Source organism: Streptomyces sp. PU-14G (assembly GCF_041028275.1).
GTDB lineage: Bacteria > Actinomycetota > Actinomycetes > Streptomycetales > Streptomycetaceae > Streptomyces.
Map to the genome: position 1 here is coordinate 1 of NZ_JASKYT010000014.1, position 17,827 is coordinate 17,827.

Genomic DNA, 17,827 nt, shown 5'->3' on the forward strand with positions numbered 1-17,827 from the left:
ACCCTCACCCGCGCCCACCCGGCCCACCCGGGCGAGGACCTGGACGCGCGGGTGCGGCGCATCACCCTGACGCCGTAGCCGGCGGACCGCCCGCCGGAGCGCGGGCCGCGAGGGTCAGGACGTCTCCTGGCCGCGGCCGTACCAGTCGACGCACATCAGGACGGCGTCGTCCTGGAGGGGCGCCTCACCCCGGTAGGCGGCGAGTTCACGCAGCAGGGCGACGGGCACCTGGGCCGCGGGCAGGAGCTTGTGGGCGGCCAGGGCCCGGGCCAGGGCGCGATCGCCGTACTTCTCGCCGCCGCGGCCCGGGGTGTCGTAGACGCCGTCGCTGCCGAACAGCAGCCGGTCGCCGGGCAGCACCGTGAAGTGCTCCTCGGTGTAGACGGTGTCCTCGAACATGCCGAGCGGCAGCTGGCTGTCGAAGGAGACGGTGTCCACCGTGCGGCCACCGCGCAGCCGCCACGCGCGCGGTGAGCCCGCGTCCACCACCTCGACCGCTCCGGTGGCCAGCTCGAGGCGCAGCAGGAGCACCGAGACGTAGGCGGAGCCCTGGTACTGCGCGTAGACGGCCTGGTCAGCGAGCGTCGCCTGCCCCGCCAGGTCCAGCCCGGCGCGCCGCGCGTTGCGCAGCGCGTTGCTGGCCAGGTTGGTCAGCAGCGCGGCCTCCATGCCCTCACCCATGCCGTTGGTGATGCTGAGCGTCAGGTAGCGCTCCGAGGCCTCCCAGTCGAAGCCGTCCCCGAAGATCGCGTACGCCGGCTCCAGGTGGGCGCCGACCGCGAACTCCGGGCGTACGCAGGCGCGTCCGGGCAGCAGCTGCCACTGCATCTCCGCCGCGAGGGTGAGCCGGGTGGCGCGGCGGGCCAGCAGGAACAGGTCGGTGTCCCGCCCGGCGACGAGGACTTCGTGCCCGAGCACCTCGCACAGTTCGCGCAGCTCGGGCAGCAGGTTCCGCGGGTCCTTCGCGGCGGGGAGCCCCACGGACAGCGTGCCGAGCCGGTCGCCGCGCGCCGTCAGGGGGAGGTGGACGACGACTCCGTCACCTGTCTGACTGGTGATGTGCGGCTCTTGGGCGCCGAAGGCACGCCCCTGCGGACTGTCGTACACGGACACCGCGTCCTCGTCTGCCGGGTGCCCGTCCACTCTCCGGAGCGACGTCATGCCGTAGTCGATCATGCGCAGCTCGACGCGGTCGGCGCCGTAGCCGGCCCGCAGCTCCTCGGCGAGGACGGCGGCGAGGGCCTGCGGGGGCGCGGTGCGCAGCCTCTGCTGCACAGCGGCGAATCGGTCCACGACGATCCTGATCTGTGCGGGGCCGGCGAGGACCCCGTCGGGATCGCGACGCCTCAGCCGGGTTTCCGTGCCACGTGCGGTGAAGCCGTCACGGTATCGCAGTCAGGTGCCCGCCGGACCGGCCGTCCGCTCCGGCGCCGCGCCACGCCCGGCCGCCTTTCCACCCGTACGGACGGAAGCGCAGAAGAGTCCGCCGCCTTCCGCGATGAGTTTTCCGCCTCCCCGCGGTCCCTCTTCCCGGCACCGGTGCACTGGGCCCGGCGGCCGAAGACGTGCGGGAGGCGGCACGCGATGAGCGAGACGACAGAACCGGGCAGCCCCCAGGTGGGCGGGATCGTGCTGGGCAGCACCGATCCGAGGAGGCTGTGGGAGTGGTACCGGGACGTGTTCGCCCCCGGTCAGGGGCGGGACGGCGCCGAGGACGGGGGCCCTGTGCGACATCTGCGGCTGGGCGGCACCCACGTCGTTTTCGAGGCCCGTGACGACGTGGGCCGCAAGTCCGTCGAACCGGGTCGCGTGCTGGTCAACTTCGAGGTCACCGACATCCGGGCCATGGAGAAACGGCTCAACGCACAGCTCAACCCGCGCTGGATCCGCCCGGTCGAGGCGGTCGACGAGCACGTCCTGCTGGGCACCCTGGAGGACCCGGACGGCAACTACGTCCAGCTCTGCGACACCACCGACGACGGCACACCCGCCTAGCACCGCCGTGTTCCGGCAGGAGGAGGACGACGGACCCGCGAGAGGTGACACGCGCCGCGAGGACGCCGGGGAGCAGGCGGCGGAACTGCTGCGCCGCGCGGTCGGATACGCGCTGGGGAACGCCCAGTGCGTGACCCCCGCGCTGCTGGCGCGACCCACCCCCTGCGCCGCGTGGGGCCTGGGCGGCCTGATGGCCCACGTGGACGACTCCCTGGCCGCGCTGCACGAAGGCTTCGCCGAGGGCGTCGTCACACTCCACCCCCGCCCTCGGGTGCCGGGCCGCCCGGCACAAGAGGCGCCGCCCGGCCCGCGACCAGGCCCGGAACCAAGCCCGAAATCAGGCCCGGAAACGGGACCGGGGCCTGGCGACGGGGAGGGGGCGGCCCCCGACCCCGCCGCCGCCTTCCGACGGCGCGCGGCACGCATGCTCGGCGCGTGGGCCGTCGCCCGTCCCGGCGCCAGGATCGTCGCGGTGGCCGACGCGCCCCTGACGGCGACGGCCCTCGCCCTGACGGGAGCGGTCGAACTCGCCGTGCACGGCTGGGACATCGCCTGGTCCACCGGGCACCCCGAGCGCGCCGTCCCAGGGCCTCTGGCGGCCCGCCTGCTGCCCGTGGCCCGCCACCTGGTCCCGCACGACGCCGCACGGCACCCCCTGTTCGGCCCGCGCCTGCCGCTTCCCGCCGACGCACCGGCCGCCGACCGGCTGCTGGCCTTCCTGGGCCGGGCACCGCACGCGCGCGCACCCGCGCCGGCACCCGGCGGCGGGTAGCCGCCCGCTCAGGGCGCGTAGACGCACTCCGTCAGGATGCTGCGCACCTGCCAGCCCAGCGCCTCGTACAGCGCCCGCCCCTGCGGGGTGGCGCCCAGCGCCCCGTCGGTGGCCCCCGCGGCGGCGGCGCGGTCGGCCAGTACGCGCATCACCAGGCTGCCCAGGCCGCGCCTGCGGTGCGCCTCCTCGGTGACGACGCGGTCCATCGCGGCGGTGTCGCCCCACACGGCCGTCTGACCGCGCGCCACGCACCCGCCTGCCGCGTCGCGCACCTCGACGACGGTGACGCCGTCGCGGGTCCGGTCGCTGACGCGGTACCCGGCGGGCGGCGCCGGGTCGGTCCTGCCCAGCCCGACCGCCATCAGGTACCCGGTCTCCGCGTGGTCCACCTGCCAGCCGGGTGGCAGCCAGTCCGCCACCGCCCGGGGCTCGGCGAAGACCATGAGCCAGGTCCGCGGGACGGTCACCGCTGCCGCGGCCTCGCGCACCGACGCCTCGGAGGCGTCCAGCAGCACGTGGCGCTCCACGATGTGTTCGGAACCCACCTTCATGCGAAGCCCCCACGGGCCCTCCGTCGGCGGCGGGAGCCCCCGCGAGAGAGTCCAGGCGGCCACCCACTTCCTGACGAGCCGCCGGTCGGCGGCAGTCACCACACCTGAGTCGCCCACACGCCCCCCTCAGTTGCTGTCTCGCGCGACAGCCGGGCACGCTACGGGAGTACCCGCCCGCAGGACACCGGTTTTCGCTCCCTCGCCGCGCCCCGCGCCCCCTGTGCGGAGGCCGCCCTCACCGGCGCCCCGCGCTCACTCCGCGAAGAGGCCCCGCTCGCTCGCCCGCGCGTCGAACTCCTCCAGGCGGGCCTGCGCCTCGGGCAGGCCGTCGCACATCGCTTCGAGCAGGACGCGGCCCAACAGCATGGGGGCGCAGGCGGTGTCGAAGGCGAGGCCGGTGCCGACGGCCGCGGGCAGCAGCAGGTCGCCGGGGCGGGCGACGGGCGCGAAGGCGCTGTCCGCGACGGTGATCACGGCCATCCCCGCCTCCCGGGCCCGCTCCAGCGCCTCGACCGTCTCGCGTGGGTGGCGGGGCAGCGCGAAGCACATCAGCACGCTCGCGCCCGCGCGTACGCAGCCGTCGATCCGGTCGACGAGCATCGAGCCGCCCTCGGTGAGCAGCCGCACGTCGGGGTGGACCTTGGCCGCGAAGTAGGCGAAGCCGCTCGCCTGGGCCGCCGCGGCCCGCAGCCCGAGGACGGGCAGCGGACGGGAGGCGGCCAGCAGCCTGCCCGCGCGCTCGACGGGTGCCGGGTCCTCCAGCAGCGCGGCCAGGTGCCGCAGGTTCTCGATCTCCGCGTGGACCGCCTGCTGGTACTCGTTGAGCCCACCGGGGTCCTCGCCTCCCGCGGTGTGCTCGGTCCCCTCCTGCGGTTCGCTCTCGCGCAGGTGCCGGCGCAGTGCCGGGTAGCCGTCGAACCCGAGCGCCACGGCGAACCGGGTGACGGACGGCTGGCTGACCCCGGCGAGCTCGGCCAGCTCGACGCTGGAGAGGAAGGGGGCGTCCCCCGCCCTGCGGACCATGCAGTGGGCGATGCGGCGCTGGGTCGGGGTCAGCCGGTGCCCCTCGAACAGTTTCAGCAACCGCGCGCTCGCGCCGCCCATCCCACACCTCGCATTCAGCCCGCTCCTCCCTTGCATAACCCTATGCAGCGAGGGGCCGCCGCGGCAAGGCGGACGCCGGAGGGTCGGGTGCGGGCGGGAGAGCGAGAGCGGAGGGCGGGAAGGCGCCGGCCCCGTCAGCCCTGCCCGTTGGCGAACCACCGCGCCAGCTCGGGGGCGAGGCGGGAGACCGTCACCGGCGTGCCGCCGTCCCGCAGGGACTCGGTGGCCGCGACCCCGGCCGCCACGGCCTCGCGCGCCGCGACAGGGCTGGTGTCGGTGGCGCCGCCCTCGCTCACGAACCGCAGGAACTCCGCCACCAGCAGCGGATCGGACCCGCCGTGCCCGCCCTCCTCGTCGCTGCGGGAGGGCATGGGGACCACGAGGTCGGCCTCGGCGCGGTAGCCCTCCCGGCTGCGCCGGTTCCACACCCGCACCTCGGCGCTCTCCCCGTGGTCGCCGAAGTTCTCCAGCCGGCCCTCGGTGCCGATGACGGTGTAGTTGCGCCAGTAGTCGGGCGTGTAGTGGCACTGCTGGTAGCTGGCGTGGATACCGCCCTGAAGCCGCATCACCACCATCGACAGATCCTCCACGTCCACGACCGGGTTGAGCCCCGTGTTCGCCAGCGGCGGCCAGTTGTTCTCCGGGTCGTACCAGTCGGGCATCACCGCGCCCGGCGCCTGGCCGGAGCGGTCGGTGATGTCGCCGTAGACGGTCAGACCGCCCAGCGCCGTGACCCGCTCGGTGTAGGCGCCGGCCAGCCAGTGGATGACGTCCAGGTCGTGCGCGCCCTTCTGGAGGAGCAGGCCCGTGGTGTTGCGGCGGTCGGCGTGCCAGTCCTTGAAGTAGAAGTCGCCGCCGTGCCCGACGAAGTGGCGGCACCAGACGGCCTTGACCTCGCCGATCTCCCCCCGCTGGATCAGCTCGCGCATGGTGCGCACCACGGGCATGTGGCGCATGTTGTGGCCCACGTACAGCCTGGCGCCGCCTTCCCTGGCCGCCTCCAGCACCCGGTCGCAGCCCTCGGTGGTGATGGCCAGCGGCTTCTCCACGAAGACGGCGACACCCGCCCGCAGCAGCTCGGTCGCGAGCTGCTCGTGCGTGTGGTCGGGGGTGATGACGAAGACCGCGTCCAGCTCCTCGGCCTCCAGCAGCTCGCGGTGGTCGCCGTAGAGCCGTACGTCGTCGCCGAACCACTCGCGGGCCCGCCCGAACATCGCGGGAGCGGTGTCGACGGCGGCCACCACGCGGGAGCCCTCGCCGGGGCGGTGCGCCTCACGGGCGAGGGAGGCGCGCAGCCCGAGACCGATGACGGCCAGGCGCAGGTCCCGGGTGCGGGCGCCCTCGGCGCCTCCGGGCGCCGGGGTGAGGGTGGTGTCGGTCATGTGGTCTCCAGCCGTTGCGGTCGCCGTTGCGGTCACCTGGTCTCCAGCCATGTCGGTCACGTGATGGTCAGCCCTTCATGCCGGAGAAGGCGATGCCCTGAATGAAGTGCCGCTGCATCGCCACGAAGACGACGATCACCGGAAGTGTGGCCAGCACGGAGCCGGCCATCAGCACCGGGTACTCCGTCAGGTGGGCGCCCTGGAGGGTGGCGAGACCGGCCGACAGCGGCATCTGGGACGGGTCGGTGTTGACGACCAGCGGCCACATCAGATCGTTCCACGACCACAGGAAGGTGAGGATGCCCAGGGCCAGCAGCCCGGGGCGGGCCAGCGGCAGGGCGATCCGCCAGAAGACGGTGAACGGGTTGGCCCCGTCCAGCCGGGCCGCCTCCTCCAGTTCGGTGGGCAGCCCGAGGAAGAACTGGCGCAGCAGGAACGTGCCGAAGGCGCTGAACATGCCGGGGACGACCAGCGCCTGGAGGGAGTTGAGCCAGCCGAGGTCCTGCATGATCTGGTACTGCGGCAGCAGGAACAGCTGGCTGGGCACCATCAGCACCGCAAGGAACCCCAGGAAGAGCGCTCCGCGCCCGGGGAAGGCGATGCGCGCGAACGCGTACGCCGCCATCGAGCACAGCAGCAGCTGCGCGGCGGTGCGCAACAGCGTCATCAGCACGGTGTTCAGCAACTGGTCGGTGAACGGGATCGAGGAGAAGACCGTCGCGTAGTTGGACCAGTCCCAGTGTTCCGGCAGGAACGTCGGCGGCACCCTGGTCGACTCGCCGAAGGACTTGAAGGAGGTCAGGACCTGCCACAGCAGCGGGAAGACCGTCACGACCGCGCCCAGGGACAGCAGCACGTGGGCGGGCCACAGCCGCCCCTCGCGGCTCCTTTGGTGCGCACGGCGGGCCGCGGCGGGCGGACGGCCGCCTCCGGTGCGCGGACGGCGCGGGGCCGGAACGTGCGCCTGAGCCGCCTCGGTCATCTCAGCCGTCTCAGTCATAGTGGACCCACCTCTTCTGCAACCGGAACTGGAGGGCGGTCAGCGCCATGATCAGGACGAACAGCACACAGACGATGGCTGCCCCGTACGCGCGCTGGTTGTCGTAGAACGACTTCTGGAAGAACAGCATCACGATGGTCTGGCCCTCGCTGTAGGCCGGGTTCGTGACGCCGACGGAGGTGTTGGCGCCCAGGATCATGTAGATCAGGTCGAACACCTGGAGGGACTGGATCACCGACAGCACGGTGGTGAAGAACAGCGTCGGGCTCAGCAGCGGCATGGTGACGGAGAAGAACTGGCGCACGCGTCCCGCCCCGTCCAGGGAGGCGGCCTCGTAGTAGTCCTGCGGAATGCCCTGCAACCCCGCCAGCAGCAGGATCATGTTGTATCCGACGGTCATCCACACGCCGACGGCGGCCACCGCGAACCGCACCACGTCCGGGTCGGAGACCCAGTAGGTGCCGTCGATGCCGATCGCGTCGAGCGCCTGGTTGAGGATGCCGACGTCGCCGTTGTAGAGCCAGCGCCACACCACCGCGACAGCGGCCGGCATCGTGACGACCGGCAGGAAGTACAGCGTCCGGTAGAACCCGGTGCCGCGCATGCCCTTCAGGTTCAGCAGCACGGCCAGCACCATCGAGACGGGGATGCCCAGCAGCACCAGCACCGTGTAGATCAGGCTGTTGCCCAGCGCCTGCCACACCTCGGGATCGTGCAGCATCGTGCGGTAGTTCTCCAGCCCGATCCACGAGGTGCCGCCGAAGGGGCCCCACTCGGTGAAGCTGAAGTACAGGGTCTGCAGCACCGGCCACAGGTAGAACACCGCGAGGCCGAGGCCCGCGGGGGCGATCAGCGCGTAGCCCCACCACTTGTCGCGGTGCAGGAAGCGGCGCTCCCGCTTGCGCAGCGCGCGCTGGCCGGCCGCGGAGCCACCGGACCCGCCGGACGGAGGCGGTGGCGCCGCCTTCGCCGCCGCGGCGGCCTCGACATCGACGCTCATGCCTTCCCCTCCTGGGCGAGCAACTGGTTCATCGCCTTGGTGAGGGAACGCGACACACTGTCCAGGCTCTCGTTCCCGCTCCACGCCCGGGACAGCAGTTGCAGCTCCTTGTGCGACCAGGCGGCGGTGTTGGTGGAGATCGGATACGGCACCGCGTAGTCCACGGCGTCCAGGTGGACCTTCAGGTCGAACTTCGGCATGGAGTCGACCCACGGCTGCTGGGTGCCGTTCCGCGCCGGAATGGCCGTTCCCTCGGCCTGCAGGAGCGAGCCGCGCCTGGAGGAGAGGAAGCGCACGAAGTCCCGGGCGAGCTCGGGGTGCGGCGTGCGGGCGTAGACCACGTTGGCCAGGCCGTGGATGACGCTGGCCCGGTGCTTGCCGCGCGGCAGCGGAGCCACCTCCACCTTGTCGCGCAGCGCCGGATCGGCCCAGAAGACCGCCGCGTTGTACGAGCACTCGTACGTCATGGCGAGCTTGCCCGCCTGGAACATCTGCGTGGCGTCGGTGTCGGTGAGCTGCTGGAGGGTGGGCGAGGCACGGTAGCGGTGGATCATGTCGATCCACAGCTGGAGCCCGTCGAGGGTCTGCGGGTCCGCGTACCCGGACTCCGTGCGGTCCTTCGAGAGCACCCAGCCGCCGGCCTGCGGTATGGAGTTGTAGTAGTTCTCCTGGGCGCGCACCGGGGCGCCCACGCCGTAGACCCCGCGACGCCTGTCCGTCAGCCGCTGGGCGTTCGCGATCAGGTCCTGCCACGTCCACGAGCCGTCCGGGTGGTCCACGCCCGCCCGGTCGAACAGTTCCTTGTTGAACCAGAGCGCGACCGTGTCGAAGTCCTTCGGCGCCCCGTACTGGGTGCCCTTCCAGCGGTAGAGCTTCGCCAGGTCGGGCGGGAAGTCGGCCGGGTCGAGGATCGCCTCGGACCCTTCCGTCTCCAGCGGCAGCAGCTGCCCGTTGTCGGCGTACAGGCCGAAGTTGGGCCCGTTCATCCAGAACACGTCCGGTGCCGAGCCGCCCGAGCACGCGGTGCGCAGCTTCGTCCAGTACGTGGCGTTCGGGGTGAGCTGCACCTCCACGGTCACGCCCGGTCTGGTCCGCTCGAACTCCCTGGCGGCCTTCTCCATGGCCGGCATCTGGTACACGTCCCAGACGCCGTAGGTGATCCGGCCGCGTGCGGCGCCGCCCTTGGACGAGGCGGTGGTCGGTTTCGGTGGACTGCCGCAGCCTGCCGCGAACGCCGTCGTACCGAACGTCGTCGCGGCGGCTGTGAGGAGGGAACGTCTGCGCACGCCGGAGGGCCTTCCTGGGAGCCTGATGCCCGGAAAGCTATGTGCTCGAAGTTGACGCGTCAAGACTCGTTTCGATCAACTTCATGCAATGTGGTGCAGTCGGGTCCCGCCGCGCAGTAGTGCTAGCACCACTGCGCTCCACCCCGCGCGCCCGTACCGTGGCCGGCATGAGCGCACCCGATCCCGAACTGAAGAAGGAACTCGACGCGACCCTGCACACCCGCAGGGAGCTCGGTCCCGAGTACGAGGACGAGCTGATCGACTCCTTCCTGGAGAAGGTGGAGCAGCGCCTCGACAACGTCGTCGACAAGCGGATGCGCCGGCAGCTGGCCGAACAGCAAATGGTGGCCGCGCGCGGCGCCTCGCCGGGCCGGCCCCACCAGGGTTCGCCGGTCTTCTCCGACGGGCTCGGCGCACGGCTCGGCCTGGCGGTCGCCTCCCTGGTGCTGGCGATCCCCCTCTCCGCGATCGCCGTCGCCAACGCCGGCATGACGGGCCTGGTCACCTGCTGGCTCGGCATCGTCGCCGTCAACGCCCTGCAGGCCAGCCGCTCCTGGTTCTCCCACGGGCGGCGGGACGACGGGCGGCGGGGCGACGAGTAGCCCCGCCCGCAAGACCGCACAGCAGCGGCGGGGAAGCTGGGAACGAACGGCGGAAGGGCCGAGGAACGGGCGGGGGCCGGGGACAGCTCCGGAGGGGCCCTCCCCGGCCCGCTGCTCACCGCGCCAGGTACGCCAGCAGGTCCTGCCGGCTGACCACCCCGCTCGGCTTGCCGTCCGCCAGCACCACCGCCGCGTCGGCCCCCTCCAGCACGGCCATCAGGTCGGCCACGGCCTCCCCCGCACCGACGTGTGGCAGGGGCGCGCTCATGTGCTTGTCGAGCGCATCCCCCAGGGAGGCCCGCTGCGCGAACAGCGCGTCCAGCAACTCGCGTTCGACGACCGATCCGATCACCTCGGCGGCCATCACGTCGGGGTGCCCCGCACCGCGCTTGACGACGGGCATCTGCGAGACCCCGTACTCGCGCAGCACCTCGATGGCCTCGCCGACCGTCTCCTCGGGGTGCATGTGCACCAGGGAGGGCAGGGGGCCCTCTTTGTAGCGCAGGACGTCACCGACCCGCGCCCCCGCGGTGCCGCCCTCCTCCAGGAAGCCGTAGTCGTTCATCCACTCGTCGTTGAAGATCTTGCTGAGATAGCCGCGCCCGCTGTCGGGCAGCAGGACGACGACCACGTCCTCGGGGCCCAGCCGCCGCGCCACCTCCAGCGCGCCGACCACCGCCATCCCGCAGGAGCCGCCCACCAGCAGGCCCTCCTCCTTGGCGAGGCGGCGCGTCATCTGGAAGGAGTCCTTGTCGGAGACGGCGACGACCTCGTCGGTGATGCGCCGGTCGTAGGCGTCGGGCCAGAAGTCCTCGCCGACACCTTCGACCAGGTAGGGCCGTCCGCTGCCGCCGGAGTAGACCGAGCCCTCGGGGTCGGCGCCGACGATCCGCACCCGGTCGCCACTGACCTCTTTCAGGTACCGCCCGGTGCCGCTGATGGTGCCGCCGGTGCCGATGCCCGCGACGAAATGGGTGATCCGTCCGTCCGTCTGCTCCCACAGCTCGGGCCCGGTCGTCTCGTAGTGCGAGCGCGGGTTGTCGGGATTGCTGTACTGGTCGGGCTTCCAGGCCCCGGGGGTCTCGCGCACCAGCCGGTCGGAGACGTTGTAGTACGAGTCGGGGTGTTCGGGGTCGACAGCCGTGGGGCAGACCACGACCTCGGCGCCGTAGGCACGCAGCACGTTGATCTTGTCCGTGGAGACCTTGTCGGGGCACACGAACAGGCAGCGGTAACCCTTCTGCTGCGCCACGATGGCCAAGCCGACCCCGGTGTTGCCCGAGGTCGGCTCGACGATCACCCCGCCGGGACGCAGCGCACCGGACTGTTCGGCCGCCTCGATCATGCGCAGCGCGATCCGGTCCTTCACGGAGCCGCCCGGGTTGAAGTACTCCACCTTGGCCAGGACGGTGGCCTGGATGCCTTCCGTGACACTCGTGAGCCTGAGCAGCGGGGTGTTGCCGACAAGCTCGATCATCGACTCGTGATACTGCACCGTGGTCTCCGCGCGTAGTCGTGGTCGCGGGCCGCGGGTCGCGGGCCCGTGCCGACACCATATGGGGCAACACGCGCACACAGGGGGCGCGTTGCAGCACGGTCCGGGGCGGGCAACACAGTCTTGAGGGGTACGAGCCCCGGCGCGCGGCGGGACGGCCACCGCTCCTTGGGCGGCCACCCGCGCCAGGGCCCTACGGGAGCCTTCCCGGACGGGCCCTGGGGACATCGTCCCCGAGACGGCGCGCTTGTCGAGGAACGGCGCGCACCCCATTCGACGAACCCAACAGCCAGCACGAGAACGCGGGAGGCGGAAGAGCACAATGCCGATGTCGAAGGCGTCGAGCGCGAGAGTGGCCCGGCGAATCGCGACCGCAGCCGCCTACGGAGGCGGCGGAATCGGCCTGGTCGGCGGAGCGGCGGTCGGGCTGCTGTTCACCGAACTCCAACTGGCGAAACGTCATATCGGCGGCTCGGAGGACGAGCCACCCCAGGCCGACGGTCTGTACGGCGGCGCCTTCGGCAGGCTCTATACCGGGCGTCCGCTGCGCATGGCCTTCCTCGGCGACTCGACGGCGGCGGGCCAGGGCGTGCACAGGGCGCGGCAGACGCCCGGCGCCCTGCTGGCCTCCGCGCTCGCCGCCGTGGCGGAACGCCCCGTGGAGCTGCGCAACGTCGCACTGTCCGGAGCCATGTCCGACGACCTGGAGCGGCAGATCACGCTGCTGCTGAGCGCACGGGAGCTGTCCAAGGCACCGGACGTGTGCGTCATCATGATCGGCGCCAACGACGTCACCCACCGCATGCCCCCGGCCCGCTCGGTCCGCTACCTGTCGGACGCGGTGGCACGGCTGCGGACCGCCGGCTGCGAGGTGGTGGTCGGCACCTGCCCCGACCTGGGCAGCGTCGAGCCCGTCGGACAGCCGCTGCGCTGGATCGCGCGGCGGCTGTCGCGTCAGCTGGCGGCGGCACAGACCATCGCCGTCGTCGAGGAGGGCGGCCGGACGGTCTCGCTGGGCGACCTGCTGGGCCCGGAGTTCTCCGCCAATCCGCGCGAGCTGTTCGGCCCGGACAACTACCACCCGTCCGCCGAGGGGTACGCCACCGCCGCCATGGCGGTCCTGCCCACCCTGTGCGCGGCGCTGGGGCTGTGGCCCACGGAGGACGAGCGTCCTGACAGCCGCCGTCGCGAGGGCGTGCTGCCGGTCGCCCGGGCCGCGGCGGAGGCGGCGGCCGAGGGCGGCACCGAGGTCGCGGGGATGCGGGGCCCCTGGGCGCTGCTCAAGCACCGGCGCCGCCGCAGGCTGCCACCTGCGGAGGAGGCCACCTGGCAGCGCGAAGAGGAGCCCGAACACCACTGAGCGGGCGGCGCCCGGACGGGAGAACGCCGGACGCCGCGCGCCGACGCGCGCGGCATCCTCGCCGCACGCATGGGCCCGCCCGAGGCCACGGGCACGTGGCCGGGGACCGGAGAGCAGGGGTGCCCGCCAGGGACCGGAGAGCAGGGATGGTGCGACCGGGGGCCGGGGAGCAGGGGCGCCGCCGGTGGCCGGGGAGCAGGGGCGCCGCCGGTGGCCGGATAGTGCCGGGACGGCGGTCAGGGCCCATCGAGGGTACGGGCGCGGCCGGGCGGCGCGATGTCCGGCGGAGCGTCTTGACGTCTTCCCCGGACAAAGCAAACGCTTAGAAGAGGTCCGCATCACACCGTCCAGCCCGTGACCGGCACCCTACGGGCGGGTAGCTTCCGCTCCGTACAGCCGATCCGCCGACTCCCCCAGGAGCCCCTGATGCCCGAAGCAGTGATCGTCTCCGCCGCCCGCTCCCCCATCGGCCGCGCCTTCAAGGGCTCCCTCAAGGACGTACGCCCGGACGACCTCACGGCCGAGATCGTCACGGCGGCCCTGGCCAAGGTCCCCGAACTGGACCCGCGGGAGATCGACGACCTGATGCTCGGCTGCGGCCTCCCCGGCGGCGAACAGGGCCACAACCTCGGCCGTGTCGTGGCGGTCCAGATGGGGATGGACCACCTGCCGGGCTGCACCATCACCCGCTACTGCTCCTCGTCCCTGCAGACGACCCGTATGGCGCTGCACGCGATCAAGGCGGGCGAGGGCGACGTGTTCGTCTCGGCGGGTGTCGAGACGGTCTCCCGTTCGGTCAAGGGCACCTCCGACGGGATGCCCGACACCCACAACCCGCTCTTCGCCGATGCCGAGGCCCGCACCGCGGCCCGCGCCGAGCAGGGAGGAGAGGGCTGGACCGACCCGCGCGAGGAGGGGTCGGTGCCGGACGTCTACATCGCGATGGGCCAGACCGCCGAGAACCTCGCCCGGCACAAGGGCGTCACCCGCCGTGAGATGGACGAGTTCGGCGTCCGCTCCCAGAACCTGGCGGAGAAGGCCCTCGCCGACGGCTTCTGGGAGCGGGAGATCACGCCGGTCACCACCCCCGACGGCACGGTCGTCGGCAAGGACGACGGGCCGCGTCCCGGGGTGACCCTGGAGGGCGTCGAGGGCCTCAAGCCCGTCTTCCGTCCGGACGGCCTGGTCACCGCGGGTAACTGCTGCGCTCTCAACGACGGCGCCGCCGCTCTGGTGATCATGTCCGACACCAAGGCCCGCGAACTGGGGCTGACCCCGCTGGCCCGCATCGTGTCGACCGGTGTCTCCGCGCTCTCTCCCGAGATCATGGGTTACGGCCCGGTCGAGGCCAGCAACCAGGCGCTCGCTCGCGCGGGCATGTCGATCGGCGACATCGACCTGGTCGAGATCAACGAGGCCTTCGCCGCCCAGGTCATCCCCTCCTACCGGGACCTCGGCATCGACCTCGACAAGCTCAACGTCAACGGCGGCGCCATCGCCGTCGGCCACCCCTTCGGGATGACGGGCGCCCGCATCACCACCACGCTGCTCAACTCGCTCCAGTGGCACGACAAGCAGTTCGGCCTGGAGACGATGTGCGTGGGCGGCGGCCAGGGCATGGCCATGGTGCTGGAGCGCCTGAGCTGACTTGGGGCCGCGGCGGACCTCAGGCGCCCGCCCGCTGAGACGCCGCCGAGACAAAAGCGCCCCCAGGATGTGACATACACCCTGGGGGCGCGCCATTTCCGCAGCTCAGGACGGTGCGGAGGAAACGGGACCGGTCTCCCACCTGTCCAGTTCGCCGGGATTTGCACTACGGTCGAAGAGCCTTGGACGACCTCGCAGACAACGTGCACCGACAACGCTGTTGTAGGAATTCAGGGTGAACGACCGGGGGGACCGCGTCAGGGGGAACGAACCGGAACCGGGAGTCAAGTCAGTGAGCGCCATATCCCTCATCCTGCTGTGTGCGGCGGCTGCGGCCACCGCGTTGGGCGGTGCGGCACTGCACACGGCGCGCGGCCTGCGCCGCCAGTTGACGGCGCTGCGTGCCGAACTGGAGACCGGGCGGCACGAAGCCCCCGCCGCGACCGCCGCGGTTCCGCACGCCCGTGCGGCATCGCCGGAGGAGAGCGACACGGAGGGGACCGGTCCCTTCTCCCGCCAGATTCGCGCCGCGGTCGCCGCGGCGCTGGCGGACGAACGGGAGCGCGAACTGGCCGAGGCACGCGCCTTCTGGGCCGCCCAGGAGGCCCGCGACGCCGGACCGGAGTCCGGCGCCCTCCTCGCGGGCCACGGCACCGAGTACGAGATCGCACCCGGCGACCTCGCCGACAGCCTCACCGGCACCGCCCAGCCCGCGGACAGCGACCCGGACGTCATCGACCTCACTGACCTCACCGGTCTCGTGGACCGCGCCGATCACACCGGGCTCGCCGATCCCACCGGGTTCGCCGACTTCGCCGACTTCGCCGACCTCACCGACCTCACCGACCTCGCCGATTCCACCGGGGAGACGTCCGCGCCGCGCGGCCAGGAGACCGGTCAGATATTCATCCCCCGTCAGCCGGGCCCCGAGAACGGGGACGTCGATGTGGACGTGGACCTGTCCTCGTTCGACGCGTGGGACGCATGGGAGACGCGAGACGCGCCGGTGGCGTGGGATGCGTCGGCGGCGTGGGATGCGTCGGCGGCGTGGGACGGCCACGCGGACGAGGGCGAGGACGAGGACGAGGAGGGTCCGGACGGTGCTCCCGGCCGCCCCTCGCCCCACGCCGCGGACAGGAGCGCCGCAGACAGGAGCGTGGCGGACATGGGCGCCGCGGACAGGGGCGCGGAGACCGACGCGGAGTCCCCCGGCCCGGCGGAGTCCCCCGACCTGGCCGCCGCACGGCGCCGCCACCCGTCCCAGCCTGACTACACCCTCAGCGGCGAACCGGTCGCCCCCCAGGCGGCGGCGTCGTCCCCCGCCCCGACGGTCACCTACCACGAGCGCACCATCGAACGCCTCGCCGGCCTCGCCGAAGCCCGTACGCCACTGACCGACGTACGCCCAGGTCCTCTCGGCACGCTCGACGTCTACCTCTTCGAGGACGGAACGACCGTGTGCCTGTCGCCGGGCCACCGTGCCACGAGCGAAGCACTGGCCGACGCGGTACGCCGCGGGGAGGCGCCGGTGCTGATGGGCGGCTCCGGCATCTCCGGCTCCTACACGCTCACCTTCGGATACCCGGACGGCAGCACGGCCTACCTGCTGGCCGACCGCGTCATCACCCCGCTGTAGACGCGACGGGCGGCGACGGCGCCGCCGGCACGTCCGCCGCCTCGCGCGCGAGCACCGTCTCCACCGCTCACAGGGCGCCGCCCCCACTCACAACGGTGCCGCCTCCACCGCGCGCAGAGCCTCCTCCAGAGCAGGCGCGGCGTCCGCGGCGGGAGCCTCTTCCAGGGCTGCGGCCAGGTCGTGTCCGGCGACGGCGAGTTGGTCGCCGACGGCGAAGACGCCCGCGTCGGGCAGCGTACGGACAGCGGCCGTCTCAGGACCGAACTCCAGGCGCTGCGCCAGCGTGGCCAGTTCCCGCGCGAGGGCGAGGCCGTCGGCGGCGGCGCCCCGGGTCAGGGCGCTCTGCGGCGCGGCCCGCAGCCGGTCGGCGAGCCGCTCCACGGCGTCGGTCAGAGGACGGGTGTCAACACAGGGCACCGTCTCACCCTATCCAGCCCTCTCCCGGCGCGGACCGACCACACTGTTGCCAACGCCCCCGCACTCAGGCAACGTGAGGCCAAGGACTCATTGCAGAAGCGTCCGGAGGCGCCGATGTCCCAAGTCTTCTCCGAAGAGACCCACCGGAACATGCTCTCCCGCATCCCGCAGTGCACCGGCCGTGAAGTGTCCGACTGGCTGCGCATGGTGGACGAAGGCCCCGCTCTCGTCCGCTTCGAGGAGAAGGTGAGCTGGCTCCGTGGCGCGCACGACCTCGCCTACGGGCACGCCAAAGCGATCATCCACGAACACGACCTGCGGCGCGCCGCGCGTCACCTGTAGGCCCGGCCGTATGCCAGGGCCCCGGCGAACGATGCGAAGACCCTAGGACACCAAACCAGGACGGCACACCAGTGCGGCGTATCAGGACCGCACGCCGGAGCGGCATACCGGAACGGGACGCAGGGAAGCGGCCGAGGAAGAAGGGCGCGACCAACGCGACCGACGCGACCGGAAGAACGGCCGAGGGCCCGGGAGGTGGACACCTCCCGGGCCCTCGCGGCTCGCGGTATGCGCCGCCTGCGGTGCCGGGCGCTGCGCCCGGCACCGGCCGTCGCTAGTTGTCGCCTTGCAGGATGGCGATCAGGCGCAGGAACTCCATGTAGATCCAGACGAGAGTCAGCGTCAGACCGAAGGCGGACAGCCACGCCTCCTCCTTCGGCGCGCCGTAGGCGATGCCGTCCTCGACCTGCTTGAAGTCCAGGGCGAGGAACAGCGCACCGAGCACGATGCCGATGACGCCGAAGAGGATGCCGAGACCGCCGCTGCGGAAGCCGAGTCCGTCACCGCCGCCGAAGGCGGCGAAGAGCAGGTTGACGGCCATCAGGAGCACGAACCCGATCGCCGCGGCCATCACGAAGCGGTAGAACCGCTGGGTGACGCGGATGATGCGGGTCTTGTACATCACCAGTACGGCGGTGAAGACCGCCATCGTCCCGAGCACCGCCTGCATCGCGGCGCCGTTCACCCACTGGTTGACGTAGTTGCTCAGTGCGCCGAGGAAGAGGCCCTCGAAGGCGGCGTACGCCAGGATCAGCGCGGGCGAGGCCTTGCGCTTGAACGCCTGGACGAAGCCGAGGACCATCGCCACCAGGCCTGCGCCCAGCGCGAGACCGAGCGAGAGTCCGGTGAGCCAGGCCACCGCGGCGGCGACGACGACGAGGCCGAGCGTCATACCCGTGCGGGCGACCACGTCGTCCATCGTCATCCGCCCGGCGGACGGCGGAGCCGTCGGCGCCGCGTACGGCTGGCCGGGGGTCTGCGTCTGCTGGGCCGCGTACGGGTTGGGCTGCTGCGCGTACGGGTTCCCCGACTGGGGGTTGGCGGCGTAGGGGTTGTTCGCGTACGGGTTCCCGGCCTGCGGCTGCTGCTGCGCATCGAAGCCGGCGTAGCCGCCCGCGCGGCTGAACCCCCGTCGCGAGAAGACCGGGTTGCTGCTCCTCATCTCACTCCTCCATGGCCACACTGCGCGGCCTCGCAGTCCAGCGTAATGCGTTAGTAAAAACAGCACGCTAGTGCAG

Annotated in this window: 17 protein-coding genes and 1 pseudogene; 8 read left to right on the top strand and 10 right to left on the bottom strand. The window is 72.2% G+C overall.

Annotated elements, in window-relative coordinates:
- Nucleotides 1–114 precede the first annotated feature (114 nt).
- On the bottom strand, nt 115–1,293 hold the full coding sequence (locus tag AB8Z75_RS03255) for a PP2C family protein-serine/threonine phosphatase (protein WP_369199815.1): 1,179 nt from the start codon (nt 1,291–1,293) through the stop codon (nt 115–117).
- 291 nt (nt 1,294–1,584) lie between these two features.
- Here AB8Z75_RS03255 and AB8Z75_RS03260 point away from each other — a divergent pair, with 291 nt between their 5' ends.
- Together AB8Z75_RS03260 and AB8Z75_RS03265 are read left to right on the top strand one after the other, a co-directional pair.
- Entirely contained in the window at nt 1,585–1,995 is a 411-nt protein-coding gene (locus tag AB8Z75_RS03260) for a VOC family protein (RefSeq protein WP_369199816.1), read from the top strand.
- A 7-nt stretch (nt 1,996–2,002) separates the two neighbouring features.
- A complete protein-coding gene (locus tag AB8Z75_RS03265; RefSeq protein ID WP_369199817.1) occupies nt 2,003–2,767 on the top strand; it encodes a maleylpyruvate isomerase N-terminal domain-containing protein in 765 nt (254 codons plus the stop codon).
- 8 nt (nt 2,768–2,775) lie between these two features.
- Here AB8Z75_RS03265 and AB8Z75_RS03270 read toward each other — a convergent pair whose 3' ends face one another.
- The 6 genes from AB8Z75_RS03270 to AB8Z75_RS03295 form a co-directional block, all read right to left on the bottom strand.
- A complete protein-coding gene (locus tag AB8Z75_RS03270) occupies nt 2,776–3,318 on the bottom strand; it encodes a GNAT family N-acetyltransferase (RefSeq protein WP_369199818.1) in 543 nt (180 codons plus the stop codon).
- Nucleotides 3,319–3,570: 252 nt separating this feature from the next.
- On the bottom strand, nt 3,571–4,422 hold the full coding sequence (locus AB8Z75_RS03275; protein WP_369199819.1) for a MurR/RpiR family transcriptional regulator: 852 nt from the start codon (nt 4,420–4,422) through the stop codon (nt 3,571–3,573).
- A 134-nt stretch (nt 4,423–4,556) separates the two neighbouring features.
- The gene (locus tag AB8Z75_RS03280; protein WP_369199820.1) at nt 4,557–5,804 is read right to left on the bottom strand and encodes a Gfo/Idh/MocA family protein; all 1,248 of its coding nucleotides are present in this window, start codon (nt 5,802–5,804) and stop codon (nt 4,557–4,559) included.
- Between the two features lie 67 nt (nt 5,805–5,871).
- Nucleotides 5,872–6,804 carry a carbohydrate ABC transporter permease gene (locus AB8Z75_RS03285; protein ID WP_369199821.1) on the bottom strand — a complete coding sequence of 311 codons (933 nt, stop codon included), beginning with the start codon at nt 6,802–6,804 and terminating at the stop codon, nt 5,872–5,874.
- A complete protein-coding gene (locus tag AB8Z75_RS03290) occupies nt 6,797–7,804 on the bottom strand; it encodes a carbohydrate ABC transporter permease (protein WP_369199822.1) in 1,008 nt (335 codons plus the stop codon). Before AB8Z75_RS03290 ends, AB8Z75_RS03285 begins: the two co-directional genes overlap by 8 nt.
- Nucleotides 7,801–9,090: a sugar ABC transporter substrate-binding protein gene (locus tag AB8Z75_RS03295; protein WP_369199823.1), complete on the bottom strand. Its 1,290-nt coding sequence runs from the start codon at nt 9,088–9,090 to the stop codon at nt 7,801–7,803. The genes AB8Z75_RS03290 and AB8Z75_RS03295 overlap by 4 nt, the downstream gene beginning before the upstream one ends.
- 167 nt (nt 9,091–9,257) lie before the next feature.
- On the opposite strand from AB8Z75_RS03295, the gene AB8Z75_RS03300 reads away from it, so the two are divergent.
- The gene (locus AB8Z75_RS03300; protein WP_369199824.1) at nt 9,258–9,692 is read left to right on the top strand and encodes a hypothetical protein; all 435 of its coding nucleotides are present in this window, start codon (nt 9,258–9,260) and stop codon (nt 9,690–9,692) included.
- Between the two features lie 115 nt (nt 9,693–9,807).
- Here the strand turns inward: AB8Z75_RS03300 and AB8Z75_RS03305 are convergent, their stop codons facing one another.
- A complete protein-coding gene (locus AB8Z75_RS03305; protein ID WP_369199825.1) occupies nt 9,808–11,187 on the bottom strand; it encodes a cystathionine beta-synthase in 1,380 nt (459 codons plus the stop codon).
- Between the two features lie 322 nt (nt 11,188–11,509).
- On the opposite strand from AB8Z75_RS03305, the gene AB8Z75_RS03310 reads away from it, so the two are divergent.
- The 4 genes and pseudogenes from AB8Z75_RS03310 to AB8Z75_RS03325 all read left to right on the top strand — a co-directional run bounded on the left by AB8Z75_RS03310 (nt 11,510) and on the right by AB8Z75_RS03325 (nt 15,830).
- Nucleotides 11,510–12,547, top strand: a complete 1,038-nt coding sequence (locus AB8Z75_RS03310; protein WP_369199826.1) for an SGNH/GDSL hydrolase family protein — start codon at nt 11,510–11,512, stop codon at nt 12,545–12,547.
- A 426-nt stretch (nt 12,548–12,973) separates the two neighbouring features.
- Nucleotides 12,974–14,194 (top strand): acetyl-CoA C-acetyltransferase, encoded by a 1,221-nt coding sequence (locus AB8Z75_RS03315; RefSeq protein WP_369199827.1) that lies wholly within the window; start codon nt 12,974–12,976, stop codon nt 14,192–14,194.
- 292 nt (nt 14,195–14,486) lie between these two features.
- Nucleotides 14,487–14,810 (top strand): annotated as a pseudogene (locus AB8Z75_RS03320) (hypothetical protein); the annotation flags it as partial.
- 48 nt (nt 14,811–14,858) lie between these two features.
- The gene (locus AB8Z75_RS03325) at nt 14,859–15,830 is read left to right on the top strand and encodes a hypothetical protein (protein WP_369199846.1); all 972 of its coding nucleotides are present in this window, start codon (nt 14,859–14,861) and stop codon (nt 15,828–15,830) included.
- Nucleotides 15,831–15,917: 87 nt separating this feature from the next.
- Here AB8Z75_RS03325 and AB8Z75_RS03330 read toward each other — a convergent pair whose 3' ends face one another.
- Nucleotides 15,918–16,247, bottom strand: a complete 330-nt coding sequence (locus AB8Z75_RS03330) for a hypothetical protein (RefSeq protein WP_369199828.1) — start codon at nt 16,245–16,247, stop codon at nt 15,918–15,920.
- Nucleotides 16,248–16,361: 114 nt separating this feature from the next.
- On the opposite strand from AB8Z75_RS03330, the gene AB8Z75_RS03335 reads away from it, so the two are divergent.
- Nucleotides 16,362–16,589, top strand: coding sequence for a DUF4287 domain-containing protein (locus AB8Z75_RS03335; protein ID WP_242751549.1), 228 nt, complete (start codon nt 16,362–16,364; stop codon nt 16,587–16,589).
- 274 nt (nt 16,590–16,863) lie between these two features.
- Here the strand turns inward: AB8Z75_RS03335 and AB8Z75_RS03340 are convergent, their stop codons facing one another.
- A complete protein-coding gene (locus AB8Z75_RS03340) occupies nt 16,864–17,751 on the bottom strand; it encodes a Bax inhibitor-1/YccA family protein (RefSeq protein ID WP_369199829.1) in 888 nt (295 codons plus the stop codon).
- Nucleotides 17,752–17,827 lie beyond the last annotated feature (76 nt).

Bases quoted from the DNA above. Each gene is read 5' to 3' on its own strand.
- AB8Z75_RS03275 (WP_369199819.1), bottom strand. From the start codon at position 4,422: ATGGGCGGCGCGAGCGCGCGGTTGCTGAAACTGTTCGAGGGGCACCGG.
- AB8Z75_RS03260 (WP_369199816.1), top strand. From the start codon at position 1,585: ATGAGCGAGACGACAGAACCGGGCAGCCCCCAGGTGGGCGGGATCGTG.
- AB8Z75_RS03270 (WP_369199818.1), bottom strand. From the start codon at position 3,318: ATGAAGGTGGGTTCCGAACACATCGTGGAGCGCCACGTGCTGCTGGAC.
- AB8Z75_RS03300 (WP_369199824.1), top strand. From the start codon at position 9,258: ATGAGCGCACCCGATCCCGAACTGAAGAAGGAACTCGACGCGACCCTG.
- AB8Z75_RS03310 (WP_369199826.1), top strand. From the start codon at position 11,510: ATGCCGATGTCGAAGGCGTCGAGCGCGAGAGTGGCCCGGCGAATCGCG.
- AB8Z75_RS03340 (WP_369199829.1), bottom strand. From the start codon at position 17,751: ATGAGGAGCAGCAACCCGGTCTTCTCGCGACGGGGGTTCAGCCGCGCG.
- AB8Z75_RS03290 (WP_369199822.1), bottom strand. From the start codon at position 7,804: ATGAGCGTCGATGTCGAGGCCGCCGCGGCGGCGAAGGCGGCGCCACCG.
- AB8Z75_RS03315 (WP_369199827.1), top strand. From the start codon at position 12,974: ATGCCCGAAGCAGTGATCGTCTCCGCCGCCCGCTCCCCCATCGGCCGC.
- AB8Z75_RS03335 (WP_242751549.1), top strand. From the start codon at position 16,362: ATGTCCCAAGTCTTCTCCGAAGAGACCCACCGGAACATGCTCTCCCGC.
- AB8Z75_RS03280 (WP_369199820.1), bottom strand. From the start codon at position 5,804: ATGACCGACACCACCCTCACCCCGGCGCCCGGAGGCGCCGAGGGCGCC.
- AB8Z75_RS03285 (WP_369199821.1), bottom strand. From the start codon at position 6,804: ATGACTGAGACGGCTGAGATGACCGAGGCGGCTCAGGCGCACGTTCCG.